General features: G+C 62.2%; 28 protein-coding genes and 1 tRNA gene. 8 read left to right on the forward strand and 21 right to left on the reverse strand.

Annotated elements, in window-relative coordinates; translation table 11 throughout:
* Positions 1–2: 2 nt before the first annotated feature.
* The 7 genes from RhoBH5_RS21120 to RhoBH5_RS21150 all read right to left on the reverse strand — a co-directional run bounded on the left by RhoBH5_RS21120 (position 3) and on the right by RhoBH5_RS21150 (position 6,645).
* Positions 3–959, reverse strand: coding sequence for an NAD(P)-dependent oxidoreductase (locus RhoBH5_RS21120; RefSeq protein WP_019746501.1), 957 nt, complete (start codon positions 957–959; stop codon positions 3–5).
* Positions 960–1,068: 109 nt separating this feature from the next.
* Positions 1,069–1,941 (reverse strand): alpha/beta fold hydrolase, encoded by an 873-nt coding sequence (locus RhoBH5_RS21125; RefSeq protein ID WP_019746500.1) that lies wholly within the window; start codon positions 1,939–1,941, stop codon positions 1,069–1,071.
* Positions 1,942–1,971: 30 nt separating this feature from the next.
* Positions 1,972–2,928: a catechol 1,2-dioxygenase gene (locus RhoBH5_RS21130; RefSeq protein ID WP_054188629.1), complete on the reverse strand. Its 957-nt coding sequence runs from the start codon at positions 2,926–2,928 to the stop codon at positions 1,972–1,974.
* On the reverse strand, positions 2,928–4,271 hold the full coding sequence (locus tag RhoBH5_RS21135; RefSeq protein ID WP_007731632.1) for a M20 family metallopeptidase: 1,344 nt from the start codon (positions 4,269–4,271) through the stop codon (positions 2,928–2,930). The genes RhoBH5_RS21130 and RhoBH5_RS21135 overlap by 1 nt, the downstream gene beginning before the upstream one ends.
* A 122-nt stretch (positions 4,272–4,393) precedes the next feature.
* Complete coding sequence (locus tag RhoBH5_RS21140) at positions 4,394–5,683, reverse strand: aromatic ring-hydroxylating oxygenase subunit alpha (RefSeq protein ID WP_007731634.1); 1,290 nt, start codon at positions 5,681–5,683, stop codon at positions 4,394–4,396.
* Between the two features lie 81 nt (positions 5,684–5,764).
* Positions 5,765–6,163 (reverse strand): hypothetical protein, encoded by a 399-nt coding sequence (locus RhoBH5_RS21145; protein WP_021332874.1) that lies wholly within the window; start codon positions 6,161–6,163, stop codon positions 5,765–5,767.
* A complete protein-coding gene (locus tag RhoBH5_RS21150) occupies positions 6,160–6,645 on the reverse strand; it encodes an FAS1-like dehydratase domain-containing protein (protein ID WP_007731639.1) in 486 nt (161 codons plus the stop codon). The genes RhoBH5_RS21145 and RhoBH5_RS21150 overlap by 4 nt, the downstream gene beginning before the upstream one ends.
* Before the next feature lie 101 nt (positions 6,646–6,746).
* On the opposite strand from RhoBH5_RS21150, the gene RhoBH5_RS21155 reads away from it, so the two are divergent.
* The gene (locus tag RhoBH5_RS21155; protein ID WP_007731641.1) at positions 6,747–7,598 is read left to right on the forward strand and encodes an alpha/beta fold hydrolase; all 852 of its coding nucleotides are present in this window, start codon (positions 6,747–6,749) and stop codon (positions 7,596–7,598) included.
* Between the two features lie 7 nt (positions 7,599–7,605).
* Positions 7,606–8,787, forward strand: a complete 1,182-nt coding sequence (locus RhoBH5_RS21160) for a multidrug effflux MFS transporter (RefSeq protein WP_270008749.1) — start codon at positions 7,606–7,608, stop codon at positions 8,785–8,787.
* Positions 8,788–8,792: 5 nt separating this feature from the next.
* On the opposite strand, the gene RhoBH5_RS21165 is transcribed toward RhoBH5_RS21160, so the two are convergent.
* The 5 genes from RhoBH5_RS21165 to RhoBH5_RS21185 all read right to left on the reverse strand — a co-directional run bounded on the left by RhoBH5_RS21165 (position 8,793) and on the right by RhoBH5_RS21185 (position 16,438).
* Positions 8,793–9,536 carry an IclR family transcriptional regulator gene (locus RhoBH5_RS21165; RefSeq protein WP_007731643.1) on the reverse strand — a complete coding sequence of 248 codons (744 nt, stop codon included), beginning with the start codon at positions 9,534–9,536 and terminating at the stop codon, positions 8,793–8,795.
* 70 nt (positions 9,537–9,606) lie between these two features.
* Positions 9,607–11,538 carry an ABC transporter ATP-binding protein gene (locus tag RhoBH5_RS21170; RefSeq protein WP_007731644.1) on the reverse strand — a complete coding sequence of 644 codons (1,932 nt, stop codon included), beginning with the start codon at positions 11,536–11,538 and terminating at the stop codon, positions 9,607–9,609.
* Positions 11,535–13,268 carry an ABC transporter ATP-binding protein gene (locus RhoBH5_RS21175; protein WP_003943950.1) on the reverse strand — a complete coding sequence of 578 codons (1,734 nt, stop codon included), beginning with the start codon at positions 13,266–13,268 and terminating at the stop codon, positions 11,535–11,537. Before RhoBH5_RS21175 ends, RhoBH5_RS21170 begins: the two co-directional genes overlap by 4 nt.
* A gap of 114 nt (positions 13,269–13,382) precedes the next feature.
* A complete protein-coding gene (locus RhoBH5_RS21180) occupies positions 13,383–15,737 on the reverse strand; it encodes an MMPL family transporter (protein WP_003943813.1) in 2,355 nt (784 codons plus the stop codon).
* A gap of 71 nt (positions 15,738–15,808) precedes the next feature.
* Entirely contained in the window at positions 15,809–16,438 is a 630-nt protein-coding gene (locus tag RhoBH5_RS21185) for a TetR/AcrR family transcriptional regulator (RefSeq protein ID WP_007731646.1), read from the reverse strand.
* A 250-nt stretch (positions 16,439–16,688) separates the two neighbouring features.
* On the opposite strand from RhoBH5_RS21185, the gene RhoBH5_RS21190 reads away from it, so the two are divergent.
* Positions 16,689–17,798: a GGDEF domain-containing protein gene (locus RhoBH5_RS21190; RefSeq protein WP_020968182.1), complete on the forward strand. Its 1,110-nt coding sequence runs from the start codon at positions 16,689–16,691 to the stop codon at positions 17,796–17,798.
* Between the two features lie 12 nt (positions 17,799–17,810).
* On the opposite strand, the gene RhoBH5_RS21195 is transcribed toward RhoBH5_RS21190, so the two are convergent.
* Complete coding sequence (locus RhoBH5_RS21195; protein ID WP_003943908.1) at positions 17,811–18,266, reverse strand: RrF2 family transcriptional regulator; 456 nt, start codon at positions 18,264–18,266, stop codon at positions 17,811–17,813.
* Positions 18,267–18,394: 128 nt separating this feature from the next.
* Here RhoBH5_RS21195 and RhoBH5_RS21200 point away from each other — a divergent pair, with 128 nt between their 5' ends.
* Positions 18,395–19,336, forward strand: coding sequence for a sterol desaturase family protein (locus RhoBH5_RS21200; protein ID WP_007731649.1), 942 nt, complete (start codon positions 18,395–18,397; stop codon positions 19,334–19,336).
* On the opposite strand, the gene RhoBH5_RS21205 is transcribed toward RhoBH5_RS21200, so the two are convergent.
* The 3 genes from RhoBH5_RS21205 to RhoBH5_RS21215 form a co-directional block, all read right to left on the reverse strand.
* Positions 19,302–19,640, reverse strand: a complete 339-nt coding sequence (locus RhoBH5_RS21205) for a DUF202 domain-containing protein (RefSeq protein ID WP_003943794.1) — start codon at positions 19,638–19,640, stop codon at positions 19,302–19,304. The two genes, RhoBH5_RS21200 and RhoBH5_RS21205, sit on opposite strands and share 35 nt — an antisense overlap.
* Positions 19,641–19,991, reverse strand: a complete 351-nt coding sequence (locus tag RhoBH5_RS21210) for a YidH family protein (protein WP_003943804.1) — start codon at positions 19,989–19,991, stop codon at positions 19,641–19,643.
* Between the two features lie 123 nt (positions 19,992–20,114).
* Entirely contained in the window at positions 20,115–20,798 is a 684-nt protein-coding gene (locus RhoBH5_RS21215) for a YceI family protein (protein ID WP_003943876.1), read from the reverse strand.
* A 246-nt stretch (positions 20,799–21,044) separates the two neighbouring features.
* On the opposite strand from RhoBH5_RS21215, the gene RhoBH5_RS21220 reads away from it, so the two are divergent.
* Positions 21,045–21,218 (forward strand): hypothetical protein, encoded by a 174-nt coding sequence (locus RhoBH5_RS21220; protein ID WP_003943953.1) that lies wholly within the window; start codon positions 21,045–21,047, stop codon positions 21,216–21,218.
* A gap of 349 nt (positions 21,219–21,567) precedes the next feature.
* Here the strand turns inward: RhoBH5_RS21220 and RhoBH5_RS21225 are convergent.
* The 4 genes from RhoBH5_RS21225 to RhoBH5_RS21240 all read right to left on the reverse strand — a co-directional run bounded on the left by RhoBH5_RS21225 (position 21,568) and on the right by RhoBH5_RS21240 (position 23,046).
* Positions 21,568–21,658 (reverse strand) — tRNA-Ser (locus RhoBH5_RS21225).
* Between the two features lie 56 nt (positions 21,659–21,714).
* Positions 21,715–21,906, reverse strand: coding sequence for a CsbD family protein (locus RhoBH5_RS21230; protein WP_003943869.1), 192 nt, complete (start codon positions 21,904–21,906; stop codon positions 21,715–21,717).
* 138 nt (positions 21,907–22,044) lie between these two features.
* Positions 22,045–22,506: a nucleoside deaminase gene (locus RhoBH5_RS21235; protein WP_003943976.1), complete on the reverse strand. Its 462-nt coding sequence runs from the start codon at positions 22,504–22,506 to the stop codon at positions 22,045–22,047.
* Positions 22,507–23,046, reverse strand: a complete 540-nt coding sequence (locus tag RhoBH5_RS21240; protein ID WP_003943823.1) for a tRNA adenosine deaminase-associated protein — start codon at positions 23,044–23,046, stop codon at positions 22,507–22,509.
* A gap of 48 nt (positions 23,047–23,094) precedes the next feature.
* Here RhoBH5_RS21240 and RhoBH5_RS21245 point away from each other — a divergent pair, with 48 nt between their 5' ends.
* Positions 23,095–24,069 (forward strand): prephenate dehydrogenase, encoded by a 975-nt coding sequence (locus RhoBH5_RS21245; protein WP_116057426.1) that lies wholly within the window; start codon positions 23,095–23,097, stop codon positions 24,067–24,069.
* A gap of 26 nt (positions 24,070–24,095) precedes the next feature.
* Here RhoBH5_RS21245 and RhoBH5_RS21250 read toward each other — a convergent pair whose 3' ends face one another.
* Positions 24,096–24,683, reverse strand: a complete 588-nt coding sequence (locus RhoBH5_RS21250; protein WP_073512852.1) for a putative glycolipid-binding domain-containing protein — start codon at positions 24,681–24,683, stop codon at positions 24,096–24,098.
* A 238-nt stretch (positions 24,684–24,921) separates the two neighbouring features.
* Between RhoBH5_RS21250 and RhoBH5_RS21255 the strand changes: the two genes are divergently transcribed.
* Together RhoBH5_RS21255 and RhoBH5_RS21260 are read left to right on the forward strand one after the other, a co-directional pair.
* Positions 24,922–26,067 carry a DNA cytosine methyltransferase gene (locus RhoBH5_RS21255; RefSeq protein WP_030535749.1) on the forward strand — a complete coding sequence of 382 codons (1,146 nt, stop codon included), beginning with the start codon at positions 24,922–24,924 and terminating at the stop codon, positions 26,065–26,067.
* On the forward strand, positions 26,064–26,924 hold the full coding sequence (locus tag RhoBH5_RS21260) for a hypothetical protein (RefSeq protein WP_116057427.1): 861 nt from the start codon (positions 26,064–26,066) through the stop codon (positions 26,922–26,924). Before RhoBH5_RS21255 ends, RhoBH5_RS21260 begins: the two co-directional genes overlap by 4 nt.

Below are 26,924 nucleotides of genomic sequence, written 5' to 3' on the forward strand. Positions count from 1 at the left end.
AATCACAATGTCCACCGAATTGTCTGCGAGCGCAGCGCACTGGCGACATTCTGCGCCGTCATCGAATAGATCGACGCACGCGCTCCGGCGCTGCCGCCGGCGACGTGCGGGCTCAGGAGGGTCGAATCGAATCCACGGAGCGGGCTCGAAATCGGTAGTGGTTCAACGTCGAACACATCGAGGGCAGCGCCGCCGACATGCCTGGAACGCAAGGCACGCGCCAATGCCGCGTCGTCGACGACAGCGCCGCGCGCCACATTGACCACGATCGCTCCGGTGGGCAACTGCGCAACTCGATGGGAATTGATCAGTCCCCGAGTTGATTCCGTAAGCGGGACGGCCAGCACCAGGACATCCGCGAGAGGCAGTAACTCGTCGAGTGACACAAACGTCGCAGCCACAGTGTCACGCGGTCTCGAACGCGCGGTGACATAGACGTCGCAACCGAAGGCGGCAAACAATTCTGCACACCGGCGGCCGATCGAACCAACACCTACGACGCCGACCCGGCGCTGCGCCAGATCGCGGCAATCGCGCGTCAGGATGGATTCCTGTGGCCATCGACCATCGGTAACCTCGTTGTGCGCCCAGAACATGGAGCGGCACAACACACCTGCCGCGAGCACTGCCCACTCCGCAACCGAGTTCGCGTTTGCACCGGGAGTATTCGCCACCGGAACTCCGGCGGCGCGCCAGGCTTCGGCATCGATGAAATTGGTTCCGGCACCAGGCTGTTGGACGAGGAGCACATTCCGGCCGAGCTCTGCTTCCTCCTTGCCCAGTGGCAGATCACCACTCCAGTCCCCCACCACGACGTCGCATGTCGGCAACTCCGCACGGAGCGCCCCCGTGGTGCGCTCAGGTAATCGAACTACCTCCGCCTCACCCCTGACGGCGTCACGGATTGCGGTACCGAGTCCGTTGTCGGCGTCGGCCGTCAGCAGAAGTACTTTCTTCACGAGAACTCCTTCGCTGTAAGACGATGACTGTACCTTCGAAAACGCGGAAGCCGGCCTCCCAATCGAGAGACCGGCTCCATTACGCAGCAGCGTATTTGGCAGGAACTTCTCAGATAGCTGCCTTCGCGCTGGCTGATGCCTTTGCCAAGAACTCGAGGCTCAGCGGGTTGTACTTCGCTGCCTGCTCGTGCTGCGGCCAGTGACCGCACTCCGAGTAGAGTTCGAGCTGAGCGCCCGGAATATCCTCGGCCATCTTCTTCGCTTCCGGAACATCACCGAACGGATTTTCCTGACCCCAGACCACAAGAGTCGGCGCCTTGATGAGTGCCATTCGATCCGGGCGCAGCAGGTTCCGCTGGCGAACCTCCATCTCCTGCAAGGAAAGGAGGTTGTGGATGTTGGCGACAAAGTCAGGCTGATGGTAGATCCGGTGACGAGCCTGAACCAATTCCTCGGTTGCATCGGCGGGATCATGCATGAGCAACTGCATACGTGCGCGGGTCAATTCGATGTCGTCACTCTGGACGGCCTTCGCGGTCGACGTCTTGATGCGCTCCATGACTACCGGGTTCGCGACTGTTCCGCCTGCTGCCAGCAACTGCAGCGACAGAACACGTTCGGGCTGCTCGCTGGCCAGGTAGGCAGCGACCCAACCACCGAGGCTTTCACCCACCAAGTGCACACGGTCCAGTCCGACCGCGTCGAGGTAGTTCACCAAATGCTCGACGTAGCGCGGAATCTCGTACGGGTAGTCAGGCTTGCCGGTGTAACCATGGCCGAGCATGTCGATCGCGTGAACCCGGTAAGACTCGGCGTGCGGTGCAATATTGCGTGCAAACGCCTCGAGGTGTCCGCTGGTGCCGTGCAGGAAGATCACGGCCTCGTCACCGGATCCTGCCTGCAGAGAGCGCGTGGGCACACCGCCGGCGTCGACGGTCGTCAACTCGAAATCGAGCCCGGCAAGTTCGTTCCAGATTGTCATCAGAGAAACTTCCTTTACTGAAGGTGCAGATTATGTTGTTGCGCTGTCTGTTCCAGCTGGATCGAGAATCGTGACACCCATACCGGTGAGCCACTCGGGAATCGCTTCGTAGGCAAGGCGTTCACCCGGAACGTAGTCGAGCATCGCGGCCATCATGAGCCAGGTCCGCAACTCCTGCGCACCGTTGCCCGCCTCGTCTTCGATCTGCTGCGTCGTGAACTCGGCAAGCTCACTTGCCTTGCCGCTGGCAAACAGATCAAGAATTCGGTCATCGAACTCCGGAGTGATCGCGGCATCGGCTGCGCGGATGATCTGGCGTCGCCGGACGTCGTAGTCGGACCAGTTCTCCCGGCCGTCCAGCCAGGCTTGAACCATGAAATCCTCGTCCTCACCGTGCGGATCCCGCCAGTCCGGCCAGGGCAGACGATGAGACAATCCACCGGACGCGATCACCACGACCCGGGTATCCGCCGGATACGACGCAACGGCATCCCGCAGGGCCTTCGCCACTTCCTCACATCGCTTGAACGTCGGGAGGGGCGGCGCGAATACGTTGACCACCAACGGAACTATCGGAACATCGATTCCGTCGAGAAGGTACTGAATCGCGTGAGACTGACCATGATCGATCTGCAATCGCGCCGAGTAGGCAAGATCGAACCGGCCACCTTCGATCAGCTCGTTTGCAAGGTGCCTGGCGAACTCCACGTCGACCCGTTGCGGCCCCTTGGGTGTTCCTGACTCGCCACTGGAAATGCACTCTCCGACGCCGAGAGTGAACGCCGGAATCAGATCCAGCCAGAAACCGCGAAAGTGGTTGGAGCCGAAAATCAAGACAACATCGGGTTTCGACGCCGCGATCTTCTCCCGGCTCAGATACAGCGCGTCCCGGAAGCGTTCGGCCTCCGCCTTGTGCGTCGTCTCTTCCCAATGGGTGTTCATCAAGGTGCTGTGGGAGGCACCGATACCCAGAACTATCTTCGCCATCAGTCGATTCCTACTTCCTCGAGCGAGCGGGTGACGGTGTCGAGGGCCACTCGGATCAGATACTTCGTAAATCTCTCCGCCGCAGCCAGGTCCACAGTGTTCATCCCCATCGCGAAGTCCACCTCGAACGGTGCGTCGACCACCTTGGGCATACCCACCCGAATCGTCGGGATGCCGCGGCTGCGCAGGATGTTTGCGTCGGTGGCTCCACTCGCGTCGAAGAAGTCCTGATGCGGCTCTCCTTCGGCAGCTTCCCACGCGTGGACTGCGGCGCGGCGCAACCACATTCGAGGGTCGGAACCCTCACCGGGGATGGCAAGAACCTGTTCGACGTCGATCTGCAGATCCAGCGATTGTGCGATCTCCGCAACGACGGCTTTGAGTTCGCGCTTGGCCGCGGTGGGCGTCGTCCGCGGGCTGAGCCGTAGATCAACGGTAAGGCGCACCTGCTCGGGGGTGAACGACGCTGTTCGCTCCCACCCGCCGCGGATGTTGGCAACGATCCCCTGAGGCGCAACCAAACCGTCCTGATGCGCCGCCGAGTACTTCGGGAACCATTCCTCCAACTTGGCGACCACCTCGCCGGCTGCGGTAATCGCGTTGCGGTACGGCAACCGGTGGCGCGAGCCGACGTAGGTGTGCAGACCGTGCACCGTGATCTCGAACCAGGCCAGTCCCACTTCTTCCCAGGAGACCGTCCAGCCGGGCTTGGCGATCAACGCGCAGTCCGCCCACACTCCCTGTTCCAGGAGGAACGAGCAGCCGACGCCCTGACCGGTGTTGCGTCGGGGGTTTCCGACACCGGGGCGGGCATTGGTCGGCATACCACCGGCGCCGAATCCGAGCACCAGGTCACCGCGGAGCGGAATACCGGCTGCGGCAATTGCTTCGGCCGCCGCGACAATGCAGACGGCGTGGCCTTTGGGGTTCGACGCACCCAATCCGATCACGTAGTTCTCGTCGAACTGGGCGTGCGGCGTCAGATCCGCTCGCAGCTCATTTCCCACCCACGGCAGGTCTTCCGCCGGATCGCCGGTCGTGACGGTGTCGATCGGCGCATACAGCAACAGGTCCGGTCCGGACCCGTCACCGCGGAGCCTTCCCCACGAGTTCGCTTGCCGATCATCGAGATCCATTGTGTGGGCCTCGATGCCCGACGCTGCCAGGACCGCCGTGATGTGGCGGGCCAGCGGTGCTTCGTCACCCGTCGGACTGGGAATGTTGACCACCGAAGTGGCGAGATCCCGCAATCGCGCACGATCGACATGGGCGTAGGCTCGCTCGACCCATTCCCGGCGCTCGTCGCCTAGGCCTGCGAGAGCATCGGCCCTCGCAGTGGTCATGGATTGACCTGATGTACCTGAGTATTGCTGCGCTCGCCGGCCAGCTGCCACAGCTTGGGAACTGCCACTGCAACAGCGGCACCGATAGCGACAGCCGTCAGAATCTTGAACATGTATCTCTCCTATTCGCTGGTGCCGGTGGGAATCTGAGCGTCGGCGACAGGGGCCGAGCGGGGCGTTGGCGTCCGGCGCTCTCGGGTGGGCCTGACCGGCGCCTTGGGGGTGTGCTTGGCCGCGTCGGCGATCTTCTCGGCGTACTCTTCCTCTGCCAGATTTCGCCACGTCGTCAGCGACACGTCCGGTCGGTACAGCTTCTCCGGCGGTGCGTCGGTGACCTCGACCATCCACGCATCCTGACCCGAGAACTGACCGTGGAACAGCCAGCGGATCGCGCCGAGGTACTTGGCGTAGAAGCCCAATTTTGCTGCGCCGGAGACGAAGTTGACCATGAGGCCGACGTACTTGTGGTTGTCTTCGTCCACCGGGACGTAGAACTCGTAGTGAATGAACTTGGGGTACGCGATGCGCAGGACACCCGGCATGGACAGTGAAGCAAAACCGGGGAAGTTCTGAGCTGCGATCACAGGATTGACGTCCAGACCGGCGCCGACGTTTCCGATCTGCGAAATCTGGGTCTCGTCCGGCTTCTTCTTCCACCACCGCTTGTTCGTCCAGGTTCCCACGCCCGGGAATTCCGCCTCCCAGTACACCTCTTCCTGCACGCGGTAGATCCAGCGTCCCTCCGGAACGATGCTCGTGATGTTCCACGTCGGCATCGGCTTGAACAGACGCCACAATGCGGTGCGGTGCAGGTACTTCGCATGTCCCTCGTCGAAACCGTTCTCACATGCGAAGCGCCAGTTGCCTTCTCGGGGCTGAATCCGACCACCGACGATACCCTTGTTCTCCACCAGCTCACGCGGCAACTGGTCGTCGATGGACGGCGCCGGCTCGTTGGCGATCGGGATGTACACCCACACCAGACCGAGTCGCTCCTCGATCGCATAGGTCTGGACGTTCAGCTTGCCGCAGATCTTGGAATCCGGACCGTCGGTGATGACCGCGGCCAGCTTGCCGTCAGTGAGCCGGTACGTCCAGCCGTGGTACGGGCAGCTGACAGTTCCCGGGAACTGCTGATCGCCCTCGGACAACGGAACGCCGCGGTGCGGGCACCGATCGTGCAGGGCATATGCCTTGCCTGCGTCGCGGATGATCGCCAGCTTTTCACCACAGATGGTGAAGCTCTTGGGGTCTTTGGTGATGTGGTTCGACCACGTGACCGGGTACCAGTAACCGCGGTATCCGCTGCCGGCTGCGTTGTAACCCGGCCATGCCGTCCAATCCTGCCGACCGGCCGCTCGTGGCCGCTCGGGCAGCGCGAACGTGGCTTCCGACGCCTCGACACCAGTCATGTGAAGTCCTCTCGACACTGAACGTTTGAATGAAACAGATCTTGGGTGAGATTGCGGTCTACGCCAATGGATTCGGTTCGCTCAGCAGACCCGGACCACCACAGCGGTTCCGACGGCACACAGCACGCCATTGTCCGAATGCTCCCGCAATGCCAAAGTTAGTTGGTCACTGTCGATTTGGGACACTTCACCCGACACCTCGAGTGTGGTTCCGACGGGCGCGGGCGCACGATTCTGCCAGGAGACGGACACAACTCCTTCGTATCCACCGGCAAAGTGTGACGCGGCACGAAAGAACAGCGTGCCCTGCAACTGGGCCATGACCACCGGTGCGGACAACCCCTCCGTCTGCGCATATGAGGCGTCGTAGTGAATACGGTGCGAATTGTGCGTCGACGCCCCGAATCGAAGGATCCGAACCGGATCGCAGACCAAGGTCACCGATTCGATCGGCGTGCCCACGACTACTGTTTCGGTCATCGGACGATGAACTTCTCGACGACCTCGGCGAATGCGCCGGACTGCGCACCCCGGTAAGTCTTGGTGACCGAGAGCAGCAGAAACTCGTCCGGAGCCCGGCCCTTGGTCGTCACGGTATCGAGTACTCGCCCTACGACGACAGCCTCACCCAGCGGGGCCGGTCGCAAGAAAGTCACACTCTGCCCGCCGGCCATCAAGCGCACGTCGATACCGTCTGTGCCCGGCACTTCGTCACGGAACATGCCGTCTGCTCGGTACTCTCGATCGGAGCCACCTTGCGGTCCTCGCAAAAGCGAAGGCAGATACATCGGATGGACGGCAAATGCCGGGTGCTCCGGGTCGAGAAACCGGGGGTCCGTCTCGGCGGTGGCAACCGCAAACGCAACCGACTCCGCCGGACGCACCGTTCCCAACTCTCGCGTTTCCCGCGTACCGATCATCGCCTCCGCGCGATCACGCGCGTGCTCGAGTTCTGTTCTCATGCCAGCACGCTAGGCATTCGGAAGTCTCACAGCCACGAACCGGGTTCGCCTGCCGGACCGCGATACTTCCCATACCGCTCACCTCGAGGTCAGGTATAGCCATGGCTGATCAACCGAAGAGCTTGTACGCCAAAGCAGATGGCGTCACATTCCATTACTACGACCTCGGCGAGGGCGACCCCACGATTTTCCTGCACGGAGGCGGCCCCGGCTGCACTGCGTGGTCCGACTTCGGGCCAGTGGCACCGCTCTTCGCCTCGGATCGACGAGCGATTCTCGTTGATCTGCTGCAATACGGTCGGTCCGACAAGTGCACCATCGCCGGCCCAATGTGGGACTTCCACGCCGCCAAGGTGGTTGCCCTGCTCGACGAACTCGGAATCGAACGCGCAGACTTCGTCTGCAACTCGTGGGGCGGCACCATAGCGCTCAATCTTGCGGCAAAGTACCCGGAACGCGTTCGCTCCCTGGTGATCACGGGCAGCATGCCCGTCTTCTACGGTCCACTCGCGCCGCTCCCCGAGGATGGCCGTCGTGGCCGCAACGCCCGCGACGTCTACTACGGCGGCACCGGCCCCACCCTCGAAAAACTCCGCACCTTGATCACCAGTCTCGAATGGTTCGACGGATCGAAGTTGCCCGCCGAAACCCTCCAGATGCGATACGAGCAAAGTCTCGACCCCGAAGAAATGGCCCTGGCTGCCTCGGCGGACTCACCTCGTGGCGATTGGCAGGATCTCACAGCTGAACTCGGCCAGATCCAGGCGCCGACGCTCTTCGCCTGGGGCATGCACGACGCATTCCTCACCCCGGACTACCCGCTCATGCTTGCGCGGATGATTCCCCATGGCCATCTCTACATCATGGACAAGGCGTCGCATCATCTTCAGGAAGAACGACCATACGACTACTACAGTGTAGTTTCGGGTTTCCTTGACCAACAGCACAACTGAACGAACGGTGATCGCCCCGAGGGGCGGTGCACGGATCCGATTGGTACTGCTTCTCGGAATTCTCACCGCCCTCGGGCCGTTCACCGTCGACATGTATCTTCCTGCGCTGCCACAGATCACGCAGGAATTCGGTACGTCGGACACGATGGTTCAGCTGACCCTGACGGGCACACTGCTGGGTCTGGCTTTCGGCCAGTTGCTCATCGGCCCACTGTCCGACATCTACGGACGTCGACGTCCCCTGCTCGTGGGCACAGTAATTCACGTCGGCGCGTCGTTGGCCTGCTTCTTTGCTCCGTCCATCGAAGTCCTCACTGCGCTGCGAACCCTTCAAGGTTTCGGCGCCGCCGCGACAGGCGTGATCGCGATGGCAATCGTTCGTGATCTATTCACCGGACACGATGCGGCAGTTGTACTTTCGCGGCTGATGTTGGTCATGGGCGTAGCGCCCATCCTGGCCCCCTCCATCGGCGGGGCACTGATGTCCGTAACACAGTGGCGCGGAGTCTTTCTCGCTCTCTTCATCCTGGGCATCGCGATGATCGCACTCGCGGCAGTATCGCTGCCGGAAACACTTCCACCCGAGAATCGGTCGGGCAAGGGCATCGGCGCCATCGCGCGAAACTACATTGCGCTCGGCAAGGATGCCCACTTCATGGTGTTGGTGCTCGTGTGCGGTCTCGGCCGCGGCGTTTTGTGGTCGTACATCGCCGCGTCGTCCTACGTGATGCAGGAACAGTTCGGACTGAGCGCCACCGCATACGGATTTGCCTTTGCCGGCGGCGCCGTCGTTCTGATCGGTTCGTCCCAGCTCAACGTCGTGCTTCTCGGCCGGTGGTCGCCGAATTCCATCACGATCTGGGCAATGTGGGGCAGTAGTGCCGTCGGCGCTGCATTTGTTGTTGTTGCCGCCACCGACTCGTGGGGATTCGTCGGGTTTGCCGTCCCCATCCTGCCGATGCTCTGCGCAACGGGTTTTGTCATGCCCAACGCACCGGCGGTTGCACTGTCCCGTCACGGAGAAGCCGCAGGCTCAGCAGCCGCGCTGATCGGATTTGCGCAGTTCGGCGCTGCCGCTGTGGTTGCGCCCGTCGTCGGCCTTCTCGGCAACACCAGTCTTGCCGTGGCCATCTCCATGACCGGGGCTTCGGTTCTCGGCGTGATCGCGCTGCTCTGCGTGCGTCGATAAAACGGTTATGCCGAGCGTTCGAGAACCGATACCTTCCGGCTGATCCCTTCGGCCGCCGCGCGCAACGGTTCGGCAAAACGCTCGGTGTCCATTCGATACCGCGGACTCGACACACCGATCGCGGCAACTGCTTCACCAAGTCCACCGAAGATCGGGGCAGCGATACTCGATGTTCCCAGGCGAACCTCCTCGGTCTCGACCGCCAACTGCTGCGAACGAACAGCGTCGAGTTGCCTACGTAACCCGTCTTCCGAGTTCACCGTCCGATCGGTGAACTCGACAAATCCGTTGCCTGTCACCGCTCGAAAAACGGAATCCGGTGAGTACGCGAGTATCGCTTTGCCGGTTGCCGTGGCATACATCGGCAGCCGGCCAGCCACCCGCGACGGCAGGTCCACCCCGTGATGACCGGAGATCTTGTCGATGTACAGAACATCGAGGCCGTCGCGAATCGCGAGGTGAACCGTCTCCCGGGTCGCCGCGTGAAGATCCTGCACATACGTCAAGGACACCTCGCGCAGAATACGTTGACGAGGAACCAACTGCCCCAGTTCGAAGAGCCGTAACCCCAACCTGTACTTGGTTCCGACCCGTTCCAGTAGACCAAGAGACACCAGTTCACCGGCTATTCGATGCACCGTCGCCTTCGCAACACCACTCCGATTCGCAAGTTCGGTCAGCGACAGCGCACCCGAATCCGCATCGAAGGAATCGAGTATCAGGCGCGCTTTCCCCAGCAACGAATGCATCGCCGAGCGCCTCCAGTACACAGAATGTGGTCCACCCAGCGGACCAAGTCTGCTCCAGTCTACTGAGGCATCAGATCTCCGCGCCCACGAATTGGCTGTTGTACAGACGGAAGTACGCGCCGCGGGATTCGAGCAGAGCCTCATGGCTCCCCTGCTCCACGATCCGGCCTTCCTCCATCACCACGATCAGGTTCGCATCACGAATTGTCGAAAGACGGTGCGCGATGACAAAGCTGGTGCGGTCGTTGCGCAGAACCGCGGTGGCGCTCTGGACCAGCAGTTCGGTGCGTGTGTCCACCGAACTGGTCGCCTCGTCGAGGATCAGGATGGACGGCTGCGAGATGAAGGCGCGGGCGATAGTGATGAGCTGCTTCTCGCCCGCACTGACGTTGCTGCCTTCCTCGTCGATGACCGTGTCGTAACCCTCAGGCAGAGAGTGCACGAACTTGTCGACGTAGCTCATCTCGGCCGCACGACGAATCTCCTCGTCGGTGGCACCAGGCTTGCCGTAGGCGATGTTCTCGCGGATGGTTCCACCGAACAGCCATGCGTCCTGCAGAACCATGCCGATCCGTGAGCGCAGATCGTCTCGCGTCATGTCGGCGATGTCGATGCCGTCCAAAGTGATTCGGCCCGAATTGAGTTCGTAGAACCGCAGGATGAGGTTGACGAGGGTGGTCTTGCCTGCGCCGGTGGGTCCGACGATCGCAACCATCTGGCCCGGCTCGGCAGTCAGGGACAGGTCCTCGATCAGCGGCTGTTCCGGCTTGTAACTGAAGGTGACGTTCTCGAACTTGACGCGACCCTTGTCGACAGTGGGCGACTTCGCGCTCTTCGGGTCCTCCGACTGCTCGTCTTGGTCGAGCAGCGCGAAGACCCGCTCGGCCGAAGCGACGCCGGACTGCAGCAGATTGGTCATCGACGCTATCTGCGTGAGCGGCTGGGTGAACTGCCGCGAGTACTGGATGAACGCTTGCACATCGCCGAGCGTCATCGTTCCGGATGCGACGCGCATGCCACCCACCACTGCGATGGCGACGTAGTTGAGGTTGCCCAGGAACATCACGGCCGGCATGACCAGACCGGAAATGAACTGCGCCTTGAAGCTGGACTCGTACAGATCCTCGTTCTGCTTGCGGAAGCGCTCCTCGACCTCCTGCTGGCGACCGAACACCTTGACCAACTCGTGGCCGCTGAATGCTTCCTCGACCTGCGCGTTGATTCCGCCGGTGCTCTTCCACTGCGCCACGAAGTGCTTCTGTGAACGCTTCGCGATAAACGCCGTCACCATGATCGACAGCGGAACAGTTGCCACCGCGATCAAGGCGAGCAGAGGTGAGATCCACAGCATCATCACCAGAATGCCCAGGACGGTCATCACCGACATGACCAACTGGCTGAGCGTCTGCTGCAAGCTCTGCGCGACGTTGTCGATATCATTGGTCACGCGTGAGAGAACATCACCGCGGGCATGGGTATCGAAGTACCGCAAGGGAAGTCGGTGAATCTTCTGCTCGACGTCCTCACGCAGACGACGAACGGTTCGCTGGACCACGATGTTGAGCAGATACGCCTGCAGCCAACTGAACAGCGACGCGCAGACGAACAGCAGCAGCACGATCATCAAGACCTTGCCGACTGCGTCGAAATCGATTCCGGTTCCAGGCACAACTGCCATGCCGGACACCATGTCGGCGAGCTGACCCTGCCCCGAAGCGCGCAATCCTTCGACAGCCTGTTCCTTTGTCGTCCCCGGCTGGAGTTGCTTGCTGACGATTCCGTCGAAGATCAGGTTGGTGGCGTTTCCCAGGATCTTCGGAGCGATCGATGAAAGTACGACGCTTGCGGTCACCAAAGCGAAGATCAGGACGACGATCGGCTTGTCGGGGCTCAAGCGACCGAGGAGACGTTTGAGCGAAGGGCCGAAGTTCATGGCCTTCTTTGTGGGATCGCCGCCGCCGGGCGGGCCGATGGGAGGCGAGGAAGTCGGTCGATTGCTCATGATGCGTCCTGTACGGCTAGCTGAGAGGCGACGATTTCGCCGTAGGTGGGACAACTGACCACGAGTTCGTCGTGCGTGCCGATCCCCACGATGGCGCCGTCGTCGAGCACGATGATCTGATCGGCTTCCACGATGGTGGAAATGCGCTGCGCGACAACGACGATGCAGGCGTCTTGCGTGACCGGCCGCAGCGCCGCACGCAGCCTCGCATCAGTAGTGAGGTCGAGTGCCGAGAAGGAATCGTCGAACAGATAGATCTGTGGCTTACGCACCAACGCTCTGGCGATGGCGAGTCTCTGACGCTGACCGCCCGATACCGTCGTACCGCCTTGTGCCACCGGTGTGTCCAGGCCTTCGGGCATGGCGCGGACGAAGTCGGCAGCTTGGGCGATCTCGAGGCACTCCCACAGCCATTCGTCGGTAGCTTCGGGGTTTCCGTAGCGGAGATTGGTGGCGACAGTGCCGGAGAACAGATACGGCTTCTGCGGGACCAGACCGATCACCGAACAGAGCAGCTCCGTGTCGATGTCGCGGACGTCGACGCCGCCCACCGATACCGATCCGGAGGTGGAGTCGATCAATCGTGGAATCAGGTTGAGCAGAGTGGTCTTTCCCGATCCGGTGCCGCCGATGATCGCCGTCGTCTTGCCGGGTTCGGCACGGAACGTGATGTCGCGCAATACAGGTTCCTCGGCTCCGGGGAACTGGAACTGAGCGCCACGAAGTTCGACGACTCCCGGGTCCTTCAGTTCTCGGACCGGATTCTCGGGCGGAATCACCGACGAATCCGTGTCGAGCACCTCGGAGATACGTTCGGCGCACACCGACGCACGCGGCAGCATCACCGCCATGAAAGTGGCCATCATGACGGCCATCAGGATCTGCATGATGTAGCTGAGCATCGCGGTGAGCGAGCCGATCTGCATCGAGCCCTCGTTGATCTGATGGCCACCGAACCAGATGACCGCGACGCTGGTGACATTGCTGATCAGCATCACGAGCGGGAACATCAGTGCCATGAGGCGGCCGACGCCGAGTGCAGTCTCCGTCAGCTCACGGTTGGCATCGCCGAAACGCTCTACCTCGTACGGTTCCCGTACGAACGCTCGGACGACACGGATGCCCGTGATCTGTTCGCGAAGAACACGGTTGACGGCGTCGAGGCGGCCCTGCATGACCCTGAATCCGGGGACCATCCGGGCAATCAGGAAACCCATCGAGACTACGAGAAGCGGGACGCTGATCCCCAGGATCCAGGACAGATTCAGGTCCTGACGCAGAGCCATGATGATGCCGCCGACGCACATGATCGGCGCCATGACGAGGATGGTGCAACTCATCACAACCATCATCTGCACTTGCTGGACGTCGTTGGTGTTGCGGGTGATCAGCGAAGGCGCACCGAAGTGCCCGACCTCTCGGGCCGAAAACGTCCCGACCTGATGCAGCACCGAAGCCCGGAGATCGCGTCCGACGCCCATGGCGACTCGCGCACCGAAGAAGACGGCACCCACCGAGCACAGGATCTGCGTGAGCGTGACCATCAGCATCATCCCGCCGGTGGAGAGGATGTAGCCGGTGTCGCCTTTCGTCACGCCGTTGTCGATGATGTCGGCGTTGAGACTCGGAAGGTAAAGGGCCGCCATAGTCGAAATAAACTGCAGGACGACAACGCCCGTGAGTTCACCCCGGTACGGCGTCAGATAAGTGCGCAGCAGCCTGATCAGCATAGTGAGCGAAGGTTACCAATCCTGGCCGACATGTGCCGCTGGATATTTCGATACACAAAAACTGCTGTGCGCCTTTATTAACCGCGGGGGGTTAATAAAGGCGCACAGCAGAGATCAAGCAGATGCGGACTGAAGCTCCGCTTCCTTTTCTTCACGGAGGGCCTTGCTGAGCTTCTCGCCCTCGATGTCGACGTTCGGCAGAATCTTGTCCAGCCACTTCGGCAACCACCACGCCTTGTCGCCGAGCAGTGCCATGACGGACGGGATGATCACCATGCGCACGATGAAGGCGTCGAAGAACACCGCCGCGGCAAGCGCGAAGCCGATCGACTTGATGAACGAGTTCGGTTCCGCGATGAAGGCACCGAACACGGAGATCATGATGACCGCGGCCGCACTGACGACCCGGGCGCCATGGTTGAAGCCGATGGTCACGGCCTCCTTCGCGCTCGCGCCGTGGACGTACTCCTCACGCATACGCGTCACGAGGAACACCTGGTAGTCCATCGCGAGTCCGAACACCACACCGATCAGGAAGATCGGCATGAAACTCACGAGTGGTTGCGGGTTCGAGATGATGCCCAACCAACCGTGCTGGAAGATCGCCACCGTCGCACCGAATGTCGCGAGCACGCTGAGCAGGAAGCCGAGCGTCGCCGTCAGCGGAACCAGGATCGAACGGAACACCAAGAGCAACAAGATGAATGCAAGGCCGACGACGACGGCCAGGTAGGGCACCAATGCATCCTTCAGCGTGTCCGAGACGTCGCCTTCGAGTGCGGTCTGACCGGTGATGCCGTAGCTGACGCCGATCGAATCGTTGAGTCCGCCTTCGGCTCCACGAAGGCTGGACACCAGATCCATCGTGGCGGGGTCGGTCGGACCACTCTTCGGAGTGATCAGTACCTGCGCGGTGTCGCCGGCCTCGTTGACCCCGACGACCTGTGCGTTCTGGACGTCATCGAAGCCCGAGATGGTCGAGACGACCTCCGCAAAGGCCTCCCCGGCGGGAACGCTGGCCCCCTTCGCGTCGACAACGGCGATGAGCGGTCCGTTGCGACCGTCACCGAAGCCCTCGTCGATCAGGTCGTATGCCTGACGCGCACTGGTCGCCGGGTCACCGGTGGCCTCCGACGGCAGTGCCAGGCTCAATCCCGTTGCGGGCAGAGCCAATGCGCCCAGAAGCACTACTCCACCGATCAGCGGCACGAGCGGACGACGGACGACGGCACTGATGAAGCGCAGAGCCAACTTCGGCTTGCCCGAATCTTCGTCTTCGGACTCCTCAGCGCGCTTGCTGAGGAAGGGAATCTTGCCGGCAAAAGCCTTGCGTCCGAACATACCCAGGATCGCAGGCAGCAAGGTCAAGGCGATCAGAACCGCGATCAGCACGGTAAAGGCCGCTGCCGCACCCATATCGGAGAGGAACGGGATGCCGACGACGCGCAATGCAACCAGCGCGATGATGACCGTCAAACCAGCGAATACCACTGCGGAACCGGCGGTTCCGACGGCGCGACCTGCTGCTTCGGCACGGTTGTCGGTAAGGGTGAGCTCATGCCTGAACCTGGACATGATGAACAGCGAGTAGTCGATCGCCACAGCCAGACCGATCATGATCGCCAGCGTCGGAGTCATCGAACTGAGATCCATGAATCCGGTGGCAACCGTGATTCCGAGGCTGCCGATAGCGATACCGATGATCGCGGTGAGGAGCGGAAGCCCCGCGGCCACAAGCGAACCGAACGTGATGGCCAGAACGACTGCGGCAACGGCGATACCGATCAGCTCGGTGACACCACCGGGCATCTCCGCTTCCTGAGCAGCAGAACCACTGACCTGGACGTTGAGTCCCTCGGCCCGACCGACATCGGCGGCGGAGTTGATCGAATCACGCAACGCCTGATCGAGATCGGCGAAGTCACCGCTGAACGGAACCTCGACGTACCCGACTGTGCCGTCGGCACTGAGCGGCGACAACGCACGCGCGTCGTCCACGGCCTGTGTCTCGGAAGTTCCAGCCGCAGCAGCCTTTTCCTTGAACATCGCAACCATGGAGTCGTTGCCGGTAACCGGATTGACCAACGCCTTCGCGGCCTGTTCCGGAGTGGCAGTCGCCGGGTCCACCTTGGCAGAGTCGGCGACCTTGTCGATGCCACGAATACTCGCGAGCATGTCGTCCATGGCCTTGACGTTCGCCGGATCGGCCAGCGTCGTGCCTGCCGGAGCTTGCACTACGTATCGCGCGCTCAACGAATCCATAGGATTGGGCGCGTCGGGAAAACGCTCCGCCATCAGGTCTTGCGCCTGCTGCGCCGGGGTTCCCGGAATGGAGAACGAGTCCTTGGTGGGGCCGGACAGAGTCGCTGCCCCGACGCCCATCAGGACCAGGATTATCAGCCAAACGCTGAGGACCGCGCCTTTTCGCCGGTAGGCGAACTTGCCGATCCGATAAAGATAGGTGGCCACGACGGGCTCCTTGCTGTTTCGGTGCGTGTACGTGGACAGGTATTACGTGTGGGGCTCAGAGACGAGACATCTCAGGGACGCGACATCTCAGGGGCAGGCGGCGGCGCGGGCAACCCGGCACGAATCTGCCGAAAAGCGTCGTGAACCAACTCTTCCGGACTGGAAGCCTCCGACTTTCCGCCAGTCCAGACGTCGATCACCGATTTAGCGGCTCCGCCCACCGCTCCCAGGAGGAGCGTCGGGTACAGGTCCTTCTCGGCGTCGGTACCGGTGCGTTCCGCCAATGCCTGAACGACTGCACGGTTGATCCGCTGATGCATGTCTGCGGCATCCCGGTAGAGCGCGGGACTCGAATCCGACAGCAGCCAGATACTTGCCTTCTCACTCCCACTCGGACCTGAGTCGTTCACGATTTCGACCACAAGTTCTTCGAGGACGTCGAGAATTGGTTCGTCCGCGGGCCGTGACGCAAGCGCCTCGATCCACAGGTTCACCGATTCCTCGAAACTGGCGAGCACTGCCTCCTCCTTGCTGGAGAAGTAGTTGTGGAACGTCCTCGTCGACACTCCGGCCTCGGAGGCGATTGCGTCAGCGGTGACGCATTCGATCCCCAGCGCACGAGCGAGCCGTGCTGCCGCGCCGCTGAGTGCGGCACGGGTTGCTGCCTTCTTGCGGTCACGAAGGCCTTGTTCGATGATCACCCCAACACGGTACCGAACTTGCAGAGCTCTGCAACTTTGCAGAGGTCTGCAATATTGTGCGATCGAACACACGGCACGGAAACTCGAGGCGTACCTCACACTCACGCACGGCAAATGCCTGAACAGCGCGACAGAGAGAGTTGCGAGCAACTCCACCGCCTGACGCCCCCTGCCAAGTTGACGCGTGAATCAACATGGCCTGACATACTTTGCGGTGAATTAACCGTAATTTGCTCGGCGAAGGAATCTGATGGACCCGCTCCTGCACACCTGGCCGGTTTCGTCCACGGTGATGCTGTGGGGATCGAAGTCCGGACGAGGCTCCGTACTACGTCTCGTCCGTCTCACCATCGGGTTCTGCTCACTCAATTTCTCGATCGTGGCGTTCCTGTTTCTCCTCAGCGGAGAGGGCCCGGACGGACCGTTTGCGCGCAGTTGGCTCGTCGGCATTGCGGCCGTCAACCTGATCCCTACGATTCTCTGGTTTGTCGGCCGAATCAGAGGTTCACGCATGCTCAAGCTCTACGGACTGTGGGCGGATCTCGGAACTGCCTCGGTTCTCATCACCTTCACCAGCCATAACGCCGCCCTCTTCGGCGCGGCACTCTTTGTCGCCACCGGCGCCTACTTCACCTATTTTCTCGATTACCGCTGGTTGGCCTTCCATCTCGCCTTTGCCACGACATTTGTCATCGCCCTGACGGTGCTCGGCCTGACGAACGGCGACTACTCGACAACCAGCGTGATCGCACGCACGGACGTCGTCCTGTGTGCCGTGATCTTCATTCCGGCCACGATTCAGTTCACTTGGCGGCAATTACTCGCGCGCGCAACGGGATCCAAAGTGGATGCGCTTACCGGCCTGTTGAACCGACGAGGACTGTGGGACATGTCGGAGCGCATCTGGTCGGTCGCGTCGGCAAATCGTGCCGACATTGCTGTTGCCGTCGTCGACATCGACAAGTTCAAGGCGGTGAACGACACGTTCGGCCACGAAGTCGGTGACGCCGTCATCATCCGGACCGGAACGCGCCTGCAGGCGCATGTGAACGGTTTCGGTTACGCCGCGCGCACCGGCGGCGAGGAGTTCACCGTTGTGATGATCGGTACTCCGTACGGACTTCGCAAACGAATCGCGACGCTCCCCAAAGCCGTGGTGAACGCCTCCGACGACCCCCTGGCCACGGTCAGCGTCGGCGCAGCGACGCTACCTTTCATCCCACATCAGGAAGAGTTCGACTACAACGAGTTCTCCCGAGCAATCGTTGCGGCCGATCATCTGATGTACGACGCAAAATCCGCGGGAGGCAACACCGCGAACACTGCTCCTATGGCAGTTCCGCGTCGACGGGCACACTGAAACCGGGCTGTATCAGCGCCGATTCCACGCCTCGGGATCTGCCGTCAGTTCGTGAATGAACTCGGGCAACTCTCCACCTGCAACATCGGTGAGTGTGACATTTTCGAGCACAGCACGGAGGTTGACTCGCACTGCAATCCACACCTCCTTGAGGGGCGTTGCCGGTCCCCCGTAGTCGACGTCTTCCGGTCGCTGACCCCGAATCGAAGCCAGCGGTCCCTCGACAGCTCGTATGACGTCGGCAATCGTGATCTCGTCCGCGGACCGAGCGAGCCAGTATCCCCCGTCCGGGCCTCGACGGCTGTTGACCAAGCCGCCGCGCCGCAGGTCCGAGAGCACCGCTTCCAGGAACTTGTGGGGTATTACCTGGGATTTGGCGAGAAACTCGGCCTTGGCCGGGTCAGGACCAACTGCCGCGAGCTCGACCAGAGTCCGCACGGCGTAGTCCACCTTCGCGGTGATATGCACCGGCAATTCCTACCATCGTTCTATGAATAGTCGCAACAAACCTGCGAGTTCTTCGCCGCAAAGGGTTCCCTGACGTTACATTTTAATGCATGATGTAACGATCAGAGCTAGAGAACAGGACAAATCGCGTGTGGGAAACCCTTCTCGAATCATGGAAGTCACTGCTCGAACCGCTCCATGATCCCGTTACGCTCGCAATCCCCGCGTTTGTCATCTTCCTCGCAATCGAATGGTTCGCGGCCCGTGCGCTCGAAGATCATCCCGACGACGCCGACGGACGCGCACGGCCGACACAGGGCGGCTACCGAAGCGTCGACGCCAGAACCAGCGTTCTACTCGGACTCGTGTCGATCGCAACGAGCACCTTCTGGAAAGTGCTGGCGCTGATCGGCTATTCCGCAATCTGGGTGTATCTCGCTCCGTGGCACCTCTCGCCGACTGCCTGGTACACCTGGGTGATCCTGCTGCTCGGAATCGACGTCCTCTATTACGCGTATCACCGCATCGCACACCGAGTTCGAGTCATCTGGGCCACACACCAGGCTCACCATTCGAGCGAGTACTTCAATTTCAGCACCGCACTGCGGCAGAAGTGGAACAACAGCGGTGAGATCATCATGTGGTTGCCGTTGCCGTTCCTCGGGATCCCGCCGTGGATGGTGTTCGTCGGCTTCTCCGTCAGCCTCGTCTACCAGTTCTTCGTCCACACCGAACGTGTCGGAAAACTCTGGCGGCCCATCGAATTCATCTTCAACACGCCGTCACACCATCGCGTCCACCACGGCTCCGACGCCGAGTACCTCGACCGCAACTACGCCGGAATCCTCATCATCTGGGACCGGATGTTCGGAACCTTCGCAGCCGAAACCCACCGGCCCACCTACGGACTCACGACGCCGGTCGGAACGTACAACATCTGGAAGCTCCAAACGCGCGAATATGCTGCCATTGCTCGTGATTGGAAGGCGTCGACATCGTGGCGGCAGCGAGCCGGCTACGTGTTCGGCCCGCCCGGCTGGGCGCCGAAAGCCGAGGTCACTTCAGCAGAATCCACAGCCCCGTCGCACTGAGCAGGAGCAGAGCGACCGCGAGAGTTGCTCCCATACCCAAAGCGGGCGTTGCCTTTTCGGCCGAAAACTGGGCCAACCGCCTGGGCCGCGACCGACGTTCGTAGACCGTCACCGCGACGACGAGCACGGCAGCGACGGACGGGCCGATCAGGGCCACCGACCCGAACGGCGGCAACCATCTCAGACAGGCGGCAGACAAGCCGAGGATCGACAGACTCGTACGCACGAACGAGAGCGATGTGCGCTCGGACTGCAAGCCCTTGTCCGGAGGCTTGACACCTTCCGACGGTTCCAGCGCGGTCAATCAGTTCACGACCTCGACCACCAGGACGGTTGCGCAGATCACCAGCACGATGCCGACGACCGGCGCCATGAGCGGCACCGGCAACGAGCGCTCAGTTCGCAGTGCACGCTCGGCGCTGATCCAGTGGACAAAGGAAGTGATGGCGATCAGAGCACCGCCGACGAGCAACAACGCGGCCAAGCCGGATCGAACCGTCGGATTGAGAATGTCGCCGCCGAACGCTTCGAGTCCGACGCCCGACGCGACGAAGGCCGTTGCAGTGCGGATCCAAGCCAGATATGTCCGCTCATTGGCGAGCGTGAACCGTGGATCGGGGTCTTCGCCCGTTCGGAACGGTCTCCACCGGGGCATCACCTGTTCATTCCGTCCGGGCAGAGATCGCACACTGCCTTCGGAACGGACAAGAAGAAAGGAAGGTCATGTCCTTAATCTTCCCTGCCCGCCCCGAAGCAGTGCGAATCGGGTGGACGTAATTCAGCTCGCGGCGAGTGAGACCAGGAAGTCCACCGAGCCGCTGCCGTCGACGGTGACGAAACCGAGGGACGGAGGCTCGACTCCGAAATCGGTCCAGGTGACCGGAATCGAGCCCGATGCGATCAGCGAATCACCCGAATGCAGCACGGTCATGTCGACCGACACCGGCTTGGACTGACCCTTGAGCGTCAGCGTTCCTGACACCGTGACCGTCGCCGTTGTTCCGTCCGTCGGTACAGCAGACAAGTCCACCGGCGAGTCGATCGTGAACGTCGCCGTCGGATACGTGCTGGTATCCATCACATTGCCCGTGAACTGGCCGTCCCGCCGATCCGAGTCGGTCTTGATGCTTGCCACCTGCACCGTTACTTCGCCGGAAGTGAGCTTTTCACCCTCGACAACCGCGTTTCCGCTCACCTCGCCGGTGGTTCCGACGACGGTCACACTCGATCCGTTGAGAATCTCGTGCACGGTGTACCCAGCTGCCGTCTGGTTGTCCCCCTGCCCGGCGACGACGGTCCATTGCCCGTCGATCGATCCGGACGCCGCCTCCGCGCCCTCAGTGGACACCACGGCCGCCGGTGCATCGTCTTCAGCGATGAACTTCCCGTACGCCCACGGCCCCACGAGCAGGGCGAGTACGACCACAACTACTGCTCCGCCGATCCACCAGATCTTTTTCATGGGCTCGACGATAGTTGCAGCTTCAACAGTTGTCAGGACTTACGACCTGGGAGAACCCTGTGAAAGTGCTCCACGAACACCGAAGGGCGAGCCGCATCTACAGCCATTAGTAATCATTTGGTAAAGTCGACAGTGCATTCCGGCCCCCAGCCTGGAATGCCTGGGCCGTGCGCATCGAATCATGCATCGATCCCGATGCGCACGGTCTGCCCGAAACACGAATCACACCGATCGAGGGAGCTCGCGATGGCGGACCTGACGCTCCTGACCGACGACGAGTTACGCGAGCGTCGGATCGCCCTCAGTCGATCCCTCACTACCGCAGCAGATTTGATCCCCACCCCGCCACCCTCGTTCTTCGAGAAGCTGAAGCAGGACATCGATGCCGCCGCTGCAGAGTGGATCGCCCGCCGCTCCTGAACTTCGTCAACCTGGGAATGTCCACCGGAGGACGGCCCCTCCCCCATAAGACTGAGTGCGGCTTCCGGTCTCCTCCGAAGTCCAGCGCTGTCCTCGTCCGAATGACGGATTTCTGCTCAATCCGAACGATTGTTTCTCGATTGCGGAATAGGTTCACGACGACGGATCCGCCCGGCGGCCGATCAGGTCTGTGTGTCGAACCCTCTCAGCCTCGACATGCATGGACGCGGGCTTCGACCTGGCCGGTCGTCCGATGGTCCAGTCGGAGCGTGTCCGTCCCCGACAGTCGGCAGCATCCGGGACCCATCCACAAAAAAGCTCCCCACCTGCGTGAACAGGTGGGGAGCTTTGGCGGTGGCGGAGGGATTTGAACCCTCGGACGGGGGTTACCCGTCACACGCTTTCGAGGCGTGCTCCTTAGGCCGCTCGGACACGCCACCGTTGGTGACTTTACCGGATGGAGTGCCCGTGGCTGAAATCGCCAGGTGGAGCGGTATTACGTGAGCTTGTCCTTGATGCTGGACGCGGCGTCCTTGACCTTCTCGCCTGCATCCTTGACGGCCGATTTCACCTGGTCGCCCTTGCCTTCGTTTTCGAGGTCCCGGTCACCGGTAGCGCTGCCAGCAGCTTCCTTGGCCTTGCCCCCGAGGTCTTCGGCCTTGTTCTGAGCCTTGTCTGCGATTCCCATGAGTACTCCTCTGTGAACGCGAACGAATCGCCTTCCGACGATCCGCCGATGCCCTGACGGCATCTGCCTCCACCATGCCCTCGATTGATGGATCCGGCTACCCGAGTGTGCGACCACTCTCGATGGGGAATACCGAATTCAGGCCCGCTGCTCGCGGAAGAAATCTTCCAAAAGCCCAGCGCATTCGTCCTCGAGGACCCCGCCGCGCACCTGCGGCCGATAGGTCAATCTTTTATCTCGAACTACGTCCCATAATGATCCGACGGCTCCGGTTTTCGGCTCCCACGCCCCGAAAACGACCCGAGAAACCCGGGCGAGGACCAGAGCGCCCGCACACATCGTGCATGGCTCGAGGGTCACGGCAAGCGTCGCACCTTCCAGGCGCCAGCCGTCACCGTAGGTTTTTGCGGCAGCACGCAACGCGAGGATTTCGGCGTGCGCGGTCGGATCGGACGACGCTTCCCTGGCATTGGAGGCCCGAGCAACTTCGACGCCGTCTGCGTCGAACACCACTGCCCCGACCGGGACGTCTGCGTCGGAGGCGGAACGTGCGGCCACGATGGCCGCACGGATCATGCGCTGGTCGTCAGCGAGAGTCATCTAGCGCGGGAGCTTGTCGAGCGCTGCGCCGAACTCGGACGCGAACCCGAGTCGCTGCGCGATCATCCCCAACTGCTCGTCCGGATAGAGATCGGTCTCGGCCGCGATGACGGCGAGCACGGGTTCCGGCAGGCCCAGATCGGCCAGCACGGACAGATCGCCCTCTTCCCAGGGTTCGACATCGTCGAGGTCGTCCGGGTCGATGTCGGGAATCTCGATGTGCAAGGCGTCGAGGACGTCGGCTGCGATGTCGTAGTCGATGGCGGCGGTCGCGTCGGAAATCAGCAACTGCGTGCCCGACGGCGCCGGACGCAACACGATGAAGAACTCGTCGTCGACGTCGAGAAGACCGAAGACGGCACCCGAACTTCGCAGCTCACGCAGCTGCGTTTCGGCGGCCGAGAGCGAGGTCAACGCGTCGGGCGTCAGTGCCTTGACCGTCCAACGCCCCTCTTCACGGACCACCGCGACACCGAAGCCTTCAAGCTCCTCCGACTGGTTCGAAGAGGCGCTCTTGTTACCCGCGCGCTGTGCACCCATGGCGCAACGGTAGCCCGCCTGGTGCCAGTGAGTGAAGTCCGAGCATCGATGTGCCAACCTGAACTCGTGTCTGCGATCGATTCCGCCCCACCAGTCTGCGTTCTCGGCCTCGGATTGATCGGCGGTTCGCTACTTCGCGCCGCCGTCCGATCCGGCCGCCGGGCGTGGGGTTACAACCGTTCCAGCGAGTCCGCCGACGCGGCCCGAGCCGACGGTTTCGACGCCGACACCGATCTGGTTTCAGTGCTGCAGAGAGCGAAAGAAAGCGGCGCGATCATCGTGGTCGCCGTGCCGATGCCTGCCGTCGACGCCACCTTGGAGGCCATCGCCGCGCATGCGCCCGACAATCCGATCACGGACGTCGTCAGCGTCAAGGGTGAAGTGAAGGCCGCGGTCGAACGAGCGGGCTTGAGCGCCAAGTTCGTGGGCGGTCATCCGATGGCGGGGACGTCAGCTTCGGGTTGGGCGGTCGGGGATGCCGATCTGTTCGTCGACGCGGTGTGGGTCGTTGCCACCGACGAGGGCGTCGACGCAGACGTGTGGTCGCAGGTCGCCGACCTTGCACTCGACTGCGGCTCGGTCGTCGTGCCGGCCGAATCTCTGGAACACGATCGAGCAGTCGCGCGAATCTCGCATCTGCCTCACCTGCTCGCGGAAACGCTTGCGATCACCGGAGCTGCCGGAGGCGAACTGGCTCTCGGGCTGGCTGCCGGATCATTTCGCGACGGCACTCGCGTGGCCGGGAGCGCTCCTGGCCTGGTGCGGGCGATGTGCGAGGGCAACCGCGACGCCCTGCTGGTCGCGCTGGACGAGGCGCTCGACCTTTTGCAGGGCGCACGTACCGATCTGCTCGACAACGGCTCGACGGCACGATTGGTGGACGCAGGGTTCGCGGCGCGCGGCGCCTACGAGTCGCACGAGCGGTGGGACATCGAAGACGTTCAGGCCGGAGAACCCGACTGGATCAACCGGATGCGAGACGCCGGTCGACGCGGCGGCGTCATCCGGCGATCCGGAACCTAGAACTACGCAACCTAGAGATACGAAACCTAGATACGAGTTGCCAGACCCGGGTAGTCGAGGACAAAACCTTCGGTGTCGACGGACAGCGTCGAGCTGGACACCGGGGACAACACACTGATTCCGTCGGCGCCGGAGCTGTAGGTGATGGTCGCACCCTCGACGCGCAGGTCGAGGAGATTGACGTAGACGACCGGGACCTCGGCGTCCTCGATGTCGTTCTGCAAGCCGACGCGGCGGATGGGCAGCGTGTTGAAGAACGGGCTGAGGATCACGTCGACATCGAGTGCGCCATCGAACGCAGAGCGCTGGTGACTGGCGCCGTTCTCGACCATCCAGGTGCCTTCTTCGTCCCGGCTGATCGACATCTGACGCTCACCGGCGGCCAGGGCGGTCCGCACGGACAACCGGCGGGTGATGCCGGCCTCGTCGGTGACCAGGTCGTACGACGCGCTGAATGCCGGGTGCTCACTGCAGGCTCCACCGATGATCCGGCCGGAAGCCTTGATGCGATTTCCGTTCAGCTGCACACGAACAGACTCCATACGAGGAGCGTTGTGGGCCTGCCAGGTCAATACCGCGGGCCAGGACGCGTCACCGGAAGGTTGGATGCTCACCCGACCACGGTAATGGACGAACGGGCACGGAGCACCGCTGGTTCGGGTTATTGCTTCGATCAGGGACCTTTTAGGGACTTCGATCGGCCCCGAAGATCTCGATGTAAGGCGTTTCACAACGGTTCTTCCATAAGGAGCACGCCGCGGACCGAATAGTTGGCAAACGGTGTCGGAGTTCTCGAGTACCGTGCTTCTAGGTCGGTTCGTGAGGAAGGGTGCTGTGACGTCGTCGCGGAGCATGGTGGGTTTGTTTGCCGGTATCGGTGGTCTCGAGTTGGGGCTCTCGGAACATGGGTGGAACACCGAACTGCTGTGTGAAATCGATCCGGGCGCGCAGGCAGTTCTCCGTTCGCGTTTCGCCGACGTGCCGTTGCACGGTGACGTCACCAAACTTCGCGCGCTGCCCAGTGACATCGAATTGGTGGCCGCCGGTTTCCCCTGCCAGGACCTCTCTCAGGCCGGCAAAACGGCAGGCATCACCGGCGCACGCTCAGGCCTGGTGGACGAGGTGTTCCGTCTGGTCAAGCGTAAGAAGGGCCCGCGCTGGCTGTTGATCGAGAACGTTCCGTTCATGCTCCAGCTCGGCAAGGGCGCCGCCATGCGGCACATCACCGACGCCCTCGAAGACCTCGGATACACCTGGGCGTACCGGGTGGTCGACGCCCGCGCCTTCGGACTCCCCCAGCGTCGCCAGCGGGTCATCATGCTCGCCTCGCGCACAGACGATCCTCGCGAAATCCTGTTCGGCCAGGACGCCGGCGAGCGCCTGGGCGGCGATCCTGCGGACTACCCGTGCGGCTTCTACTGGACCGAAGGCACCCGCGGACTCGGATGGGCCGTCAACGCCGTGCCGACGCTCAAGGGCGGCTCGTCCGTCGGCATCCCCAGCCAACCGGCAGTCCGGTTGCCGTCCGGTGAGATCGTCACCCCCGGCCTCGTCGACGCCGAACGCTTACAGGGTTTCGATCCCGACTGGACGCTGCCGTCCGTCGAGGTCCCCGGCCTTCGCCACAGCCATCGCTGGAAGCTCGTCGGGAATGCCGTGAGCGTGCGGATGGCGTCGTGGGTCGGTGGCCGGTTGAGCGATCCCATCGAATACGACGCGGCCGGCGAGACGCCGCTCGAGCCCGGCGACGCGTGGCCGAGCGCGGCCTGGGGCCGTAACCGCCAGGCCTTCCGCGTCCATACCTCGACCTGGCCGGTCCAGTACGACTACGAGGATCTGAGCGGCTTCCTCGAAGACACGCGGTTGCTGTCGGCTCGGGCCACCGCCGGCTTCCTCAAGCGCGCACGCATGGGTAATCTTCGGTTCATCCCCGGTTTCATCGAGGACGTCGAAAGCCATCTCGAGCGGATGGGCGGATACCCCGAGGCCGCAGCATGACGGACTCGCTGTTCCCCGAACCTGAAACGCTGTTTTCCGAACCGGAACACGAACCACTGTGGAGTGCACTGCAACTCGCGGGCGACAAGCCCCCGGCCGACGCCGATCGCGGCGAGAAGAAGAACTACGCCCAGCGACTGTCCAATCAACTGGCACAGACGGTGGCCGACGCTCTGCGTCCGCTGTATCCCAACATCACCCCGACGGCGTCCGGTGAAGGCCAGGAGGCAACAGTCGATGTCGCCAAGGGCCGAAAGCGCTTGGACGTCAAGGCACTCGACCCCACTCTCGGCCTGATCCTCTGCGTCTCCATCAAGACGTACAACTTCCAGGACTACAGTCCCCGCAGCGGCAAGCTGGGACGGTGGACCAAGAACATCGTCCGCAACGACCACGAATTGCGTGGCGAGGCAATGGTTCTGCATCAGCGTCAGCCGTACAGCGTGTTGGTCGCCGTCATGTTCGAGCCGTACGCCACGTGCGACGACGGCGACCCGACCAAGACCAGCGACACCGGCAAATCCTCTTTTGCACACCACGTCACGACGCTCTCGAAGCGCTCGGGTCGGGGCAAGCGCGCGGTGGTCGGCGTTCCGGGAAAGGCCTGGGTGGATCTCGGCGCCGAAGACACGCGCTACGACCTCTTCGAGAAGGTCTACATCGGACTCTACGAACCCGATGGTGCAGTCCGGTTCTTCGACGTCGACGAACCACCGCCGCGCAACGGCCGCCCCACCGAGAGCCAGACTCTCTCGTTCACCGACTTCGTGACCGTCGTGCACGGTGAAGTGGAGCGTCGCAACAGGTTTGCGCCTACCTGGTCCGATCCCGAAGACAGCGACGATTCCGACGGCTGA

The sequence above is a fragment of the Rhodococcus sp. BH5 genome, from assembly GCF_027583855.1.
Lineage (GTDB): Bacteria > Actinomycetota > Actinomycetes > Mycobacteriales > Mycobacteriaceae > Rhodococcus_F > Rhodococcus_F qingshengii.

Bases quoted from the DNA above. Each gene is read 5' to 3' on its own strand.
- RhoBH5_RS21255 (WP_030535749.1), top strand. From the start codon at position 24,922: ATGGTGGGTTTGTTTGCCGGTATCGGTGGTCTCGAGTTGGGGCTCTCG.
- RhoBH5_RS21175 (WP_003943950.1), bottom strand. From the start codon at position 13,268: ATGCTGATCAGGCTGCTGCGCACTTATCTGACGCCGTACCGGGGTGAA.
- RhoBH5_RS21125 (WP_019746500.1), bottom strand. From the start codon at position 1,941: ATGACAATCTGGAACGAACTTGCCGGGCTCGATTTCGAGTTGACGACC.
- RhoBH5_RS21245 (WP_116057426.1), top strand. From the start codon at position 23,095: ATGTGCCAACCTGAACTCGTGTCTGCGATCGATTCCGCCCCACCAGTC.
- RhoBH5_RS21230 (WP_003943869.1), bottom strand. From the start codon at position 21,906: ATGGGAATCGCAGACAAGGCTCAGAACAAGGCCGAAGACCTCGGGGGC.
- RhoBH5_RS21140 (WP_007731634.1), bottom strand. From the start codon at position 5,683: ATGACTGGTGTCGAGGCGTCGGAAGCCACGTTCGCGCTGCCCGAGCGG.
- RhoBH5_RS21170 (WP_007731644.1), bottom strand. From the start codon at position 11,538: ATGAGCAATCGACCGACTTCCTCGCCTCCCATCGGCCCGCCCGGCGGC.
- RhoBH5_RS21215 (WP_003943876.1), bottom strand. From the start codon at position 20,798: ATGAAAAAGATCTGGTGGATCGGCGGAGCAGTAGTTGTGGTCGTACTC.
- RhoBH5_RS21155 (WP_007731641.1), top strand. From the start codon at position 6,747: ATGGCTGATCAACCGAAGAGCTTGTACGCCAAAGCAGATGGCGTCACA.
- RhoBH5_RS21235 (WP_003943976.1), bottom strand. From the start codon at position 22,506: ATGACTCTCGCTGACGACCAGCGCATGATCCGTGCGGCCATCGTGGCC.
- RhoBH5_RS21240 (WP_003943823.1), bottom strand. From the start codon at position 23,046: ATGGGTGCACAGCGCGCGGGTAACAAGAGCGCCTCTTCGAACCAGTCG.
- RhoBH5_RS21150 (WP_007731639.1), bottom strand. From the start codon at position 6,645: ATGAGAACAGAACTCGAGCACGCGCGTGATCGCGCGGAGGCGATGATC.
- RhoBH5_RS21260 (WP_116057427.1), top strand. From the start codon at position 26,064: ATGACGGACTCGCTGTTCCCCGAACCTGAAACGCTGTTTTCCGAACCG.
- RhoBH5_RS21130 (WP_054188629.1), bottom strand. From the start codon at position 2,928: ATGGCGAAGATAGTTCTGGGTATCGGTGCCTCCCACAGCACCTTGATG.
- RhoBH5_RS21190 (WP_020968182.1), top strand. From the start codon at position 16,689: ATGGACCCGCTCCTGCACACCTGGCCGGTTTCGTCCACGGTGATGCTG.
- RhoBH5_RS21220 (WP_003943953.1), top strand. From the start codon at position 21,045: ATGGCGGACCTGACGCTCCTGACCGACGACGAGTTACGCGAGCGTCGG.
- RhoBH5_RS21145 (WP_021332874.1), bottom strand. From the start codon at position 6,163: ATGACCGAAACAGTAGTCGTGGGCACGCCGATCGAATCGGTGACCTTG.
- RhoBH5_RS21210 (WP_003943804.1), bottom strand. From the start codon at position 19,991: ATGCCCCGGTGGAGACCGTTCCGAACGGGCGAAGACCCCGATCCACGG.
- RhoBH5_RS21165 (WP_007731643.1), bottom strand. From the start codon at position 9,536: ATGCATTCGTTGCTGGGGAAAGCGCGCCTGATACTCGATTCCTTCGAT.
- RhoBH5_RS21135 (WP_007731632.1), bottom strand. From the start codon at position 4,271: ATGACCACTGCGAGGGCCGATGCTCTCGCAGGCCTAGGCGACGAGCGC.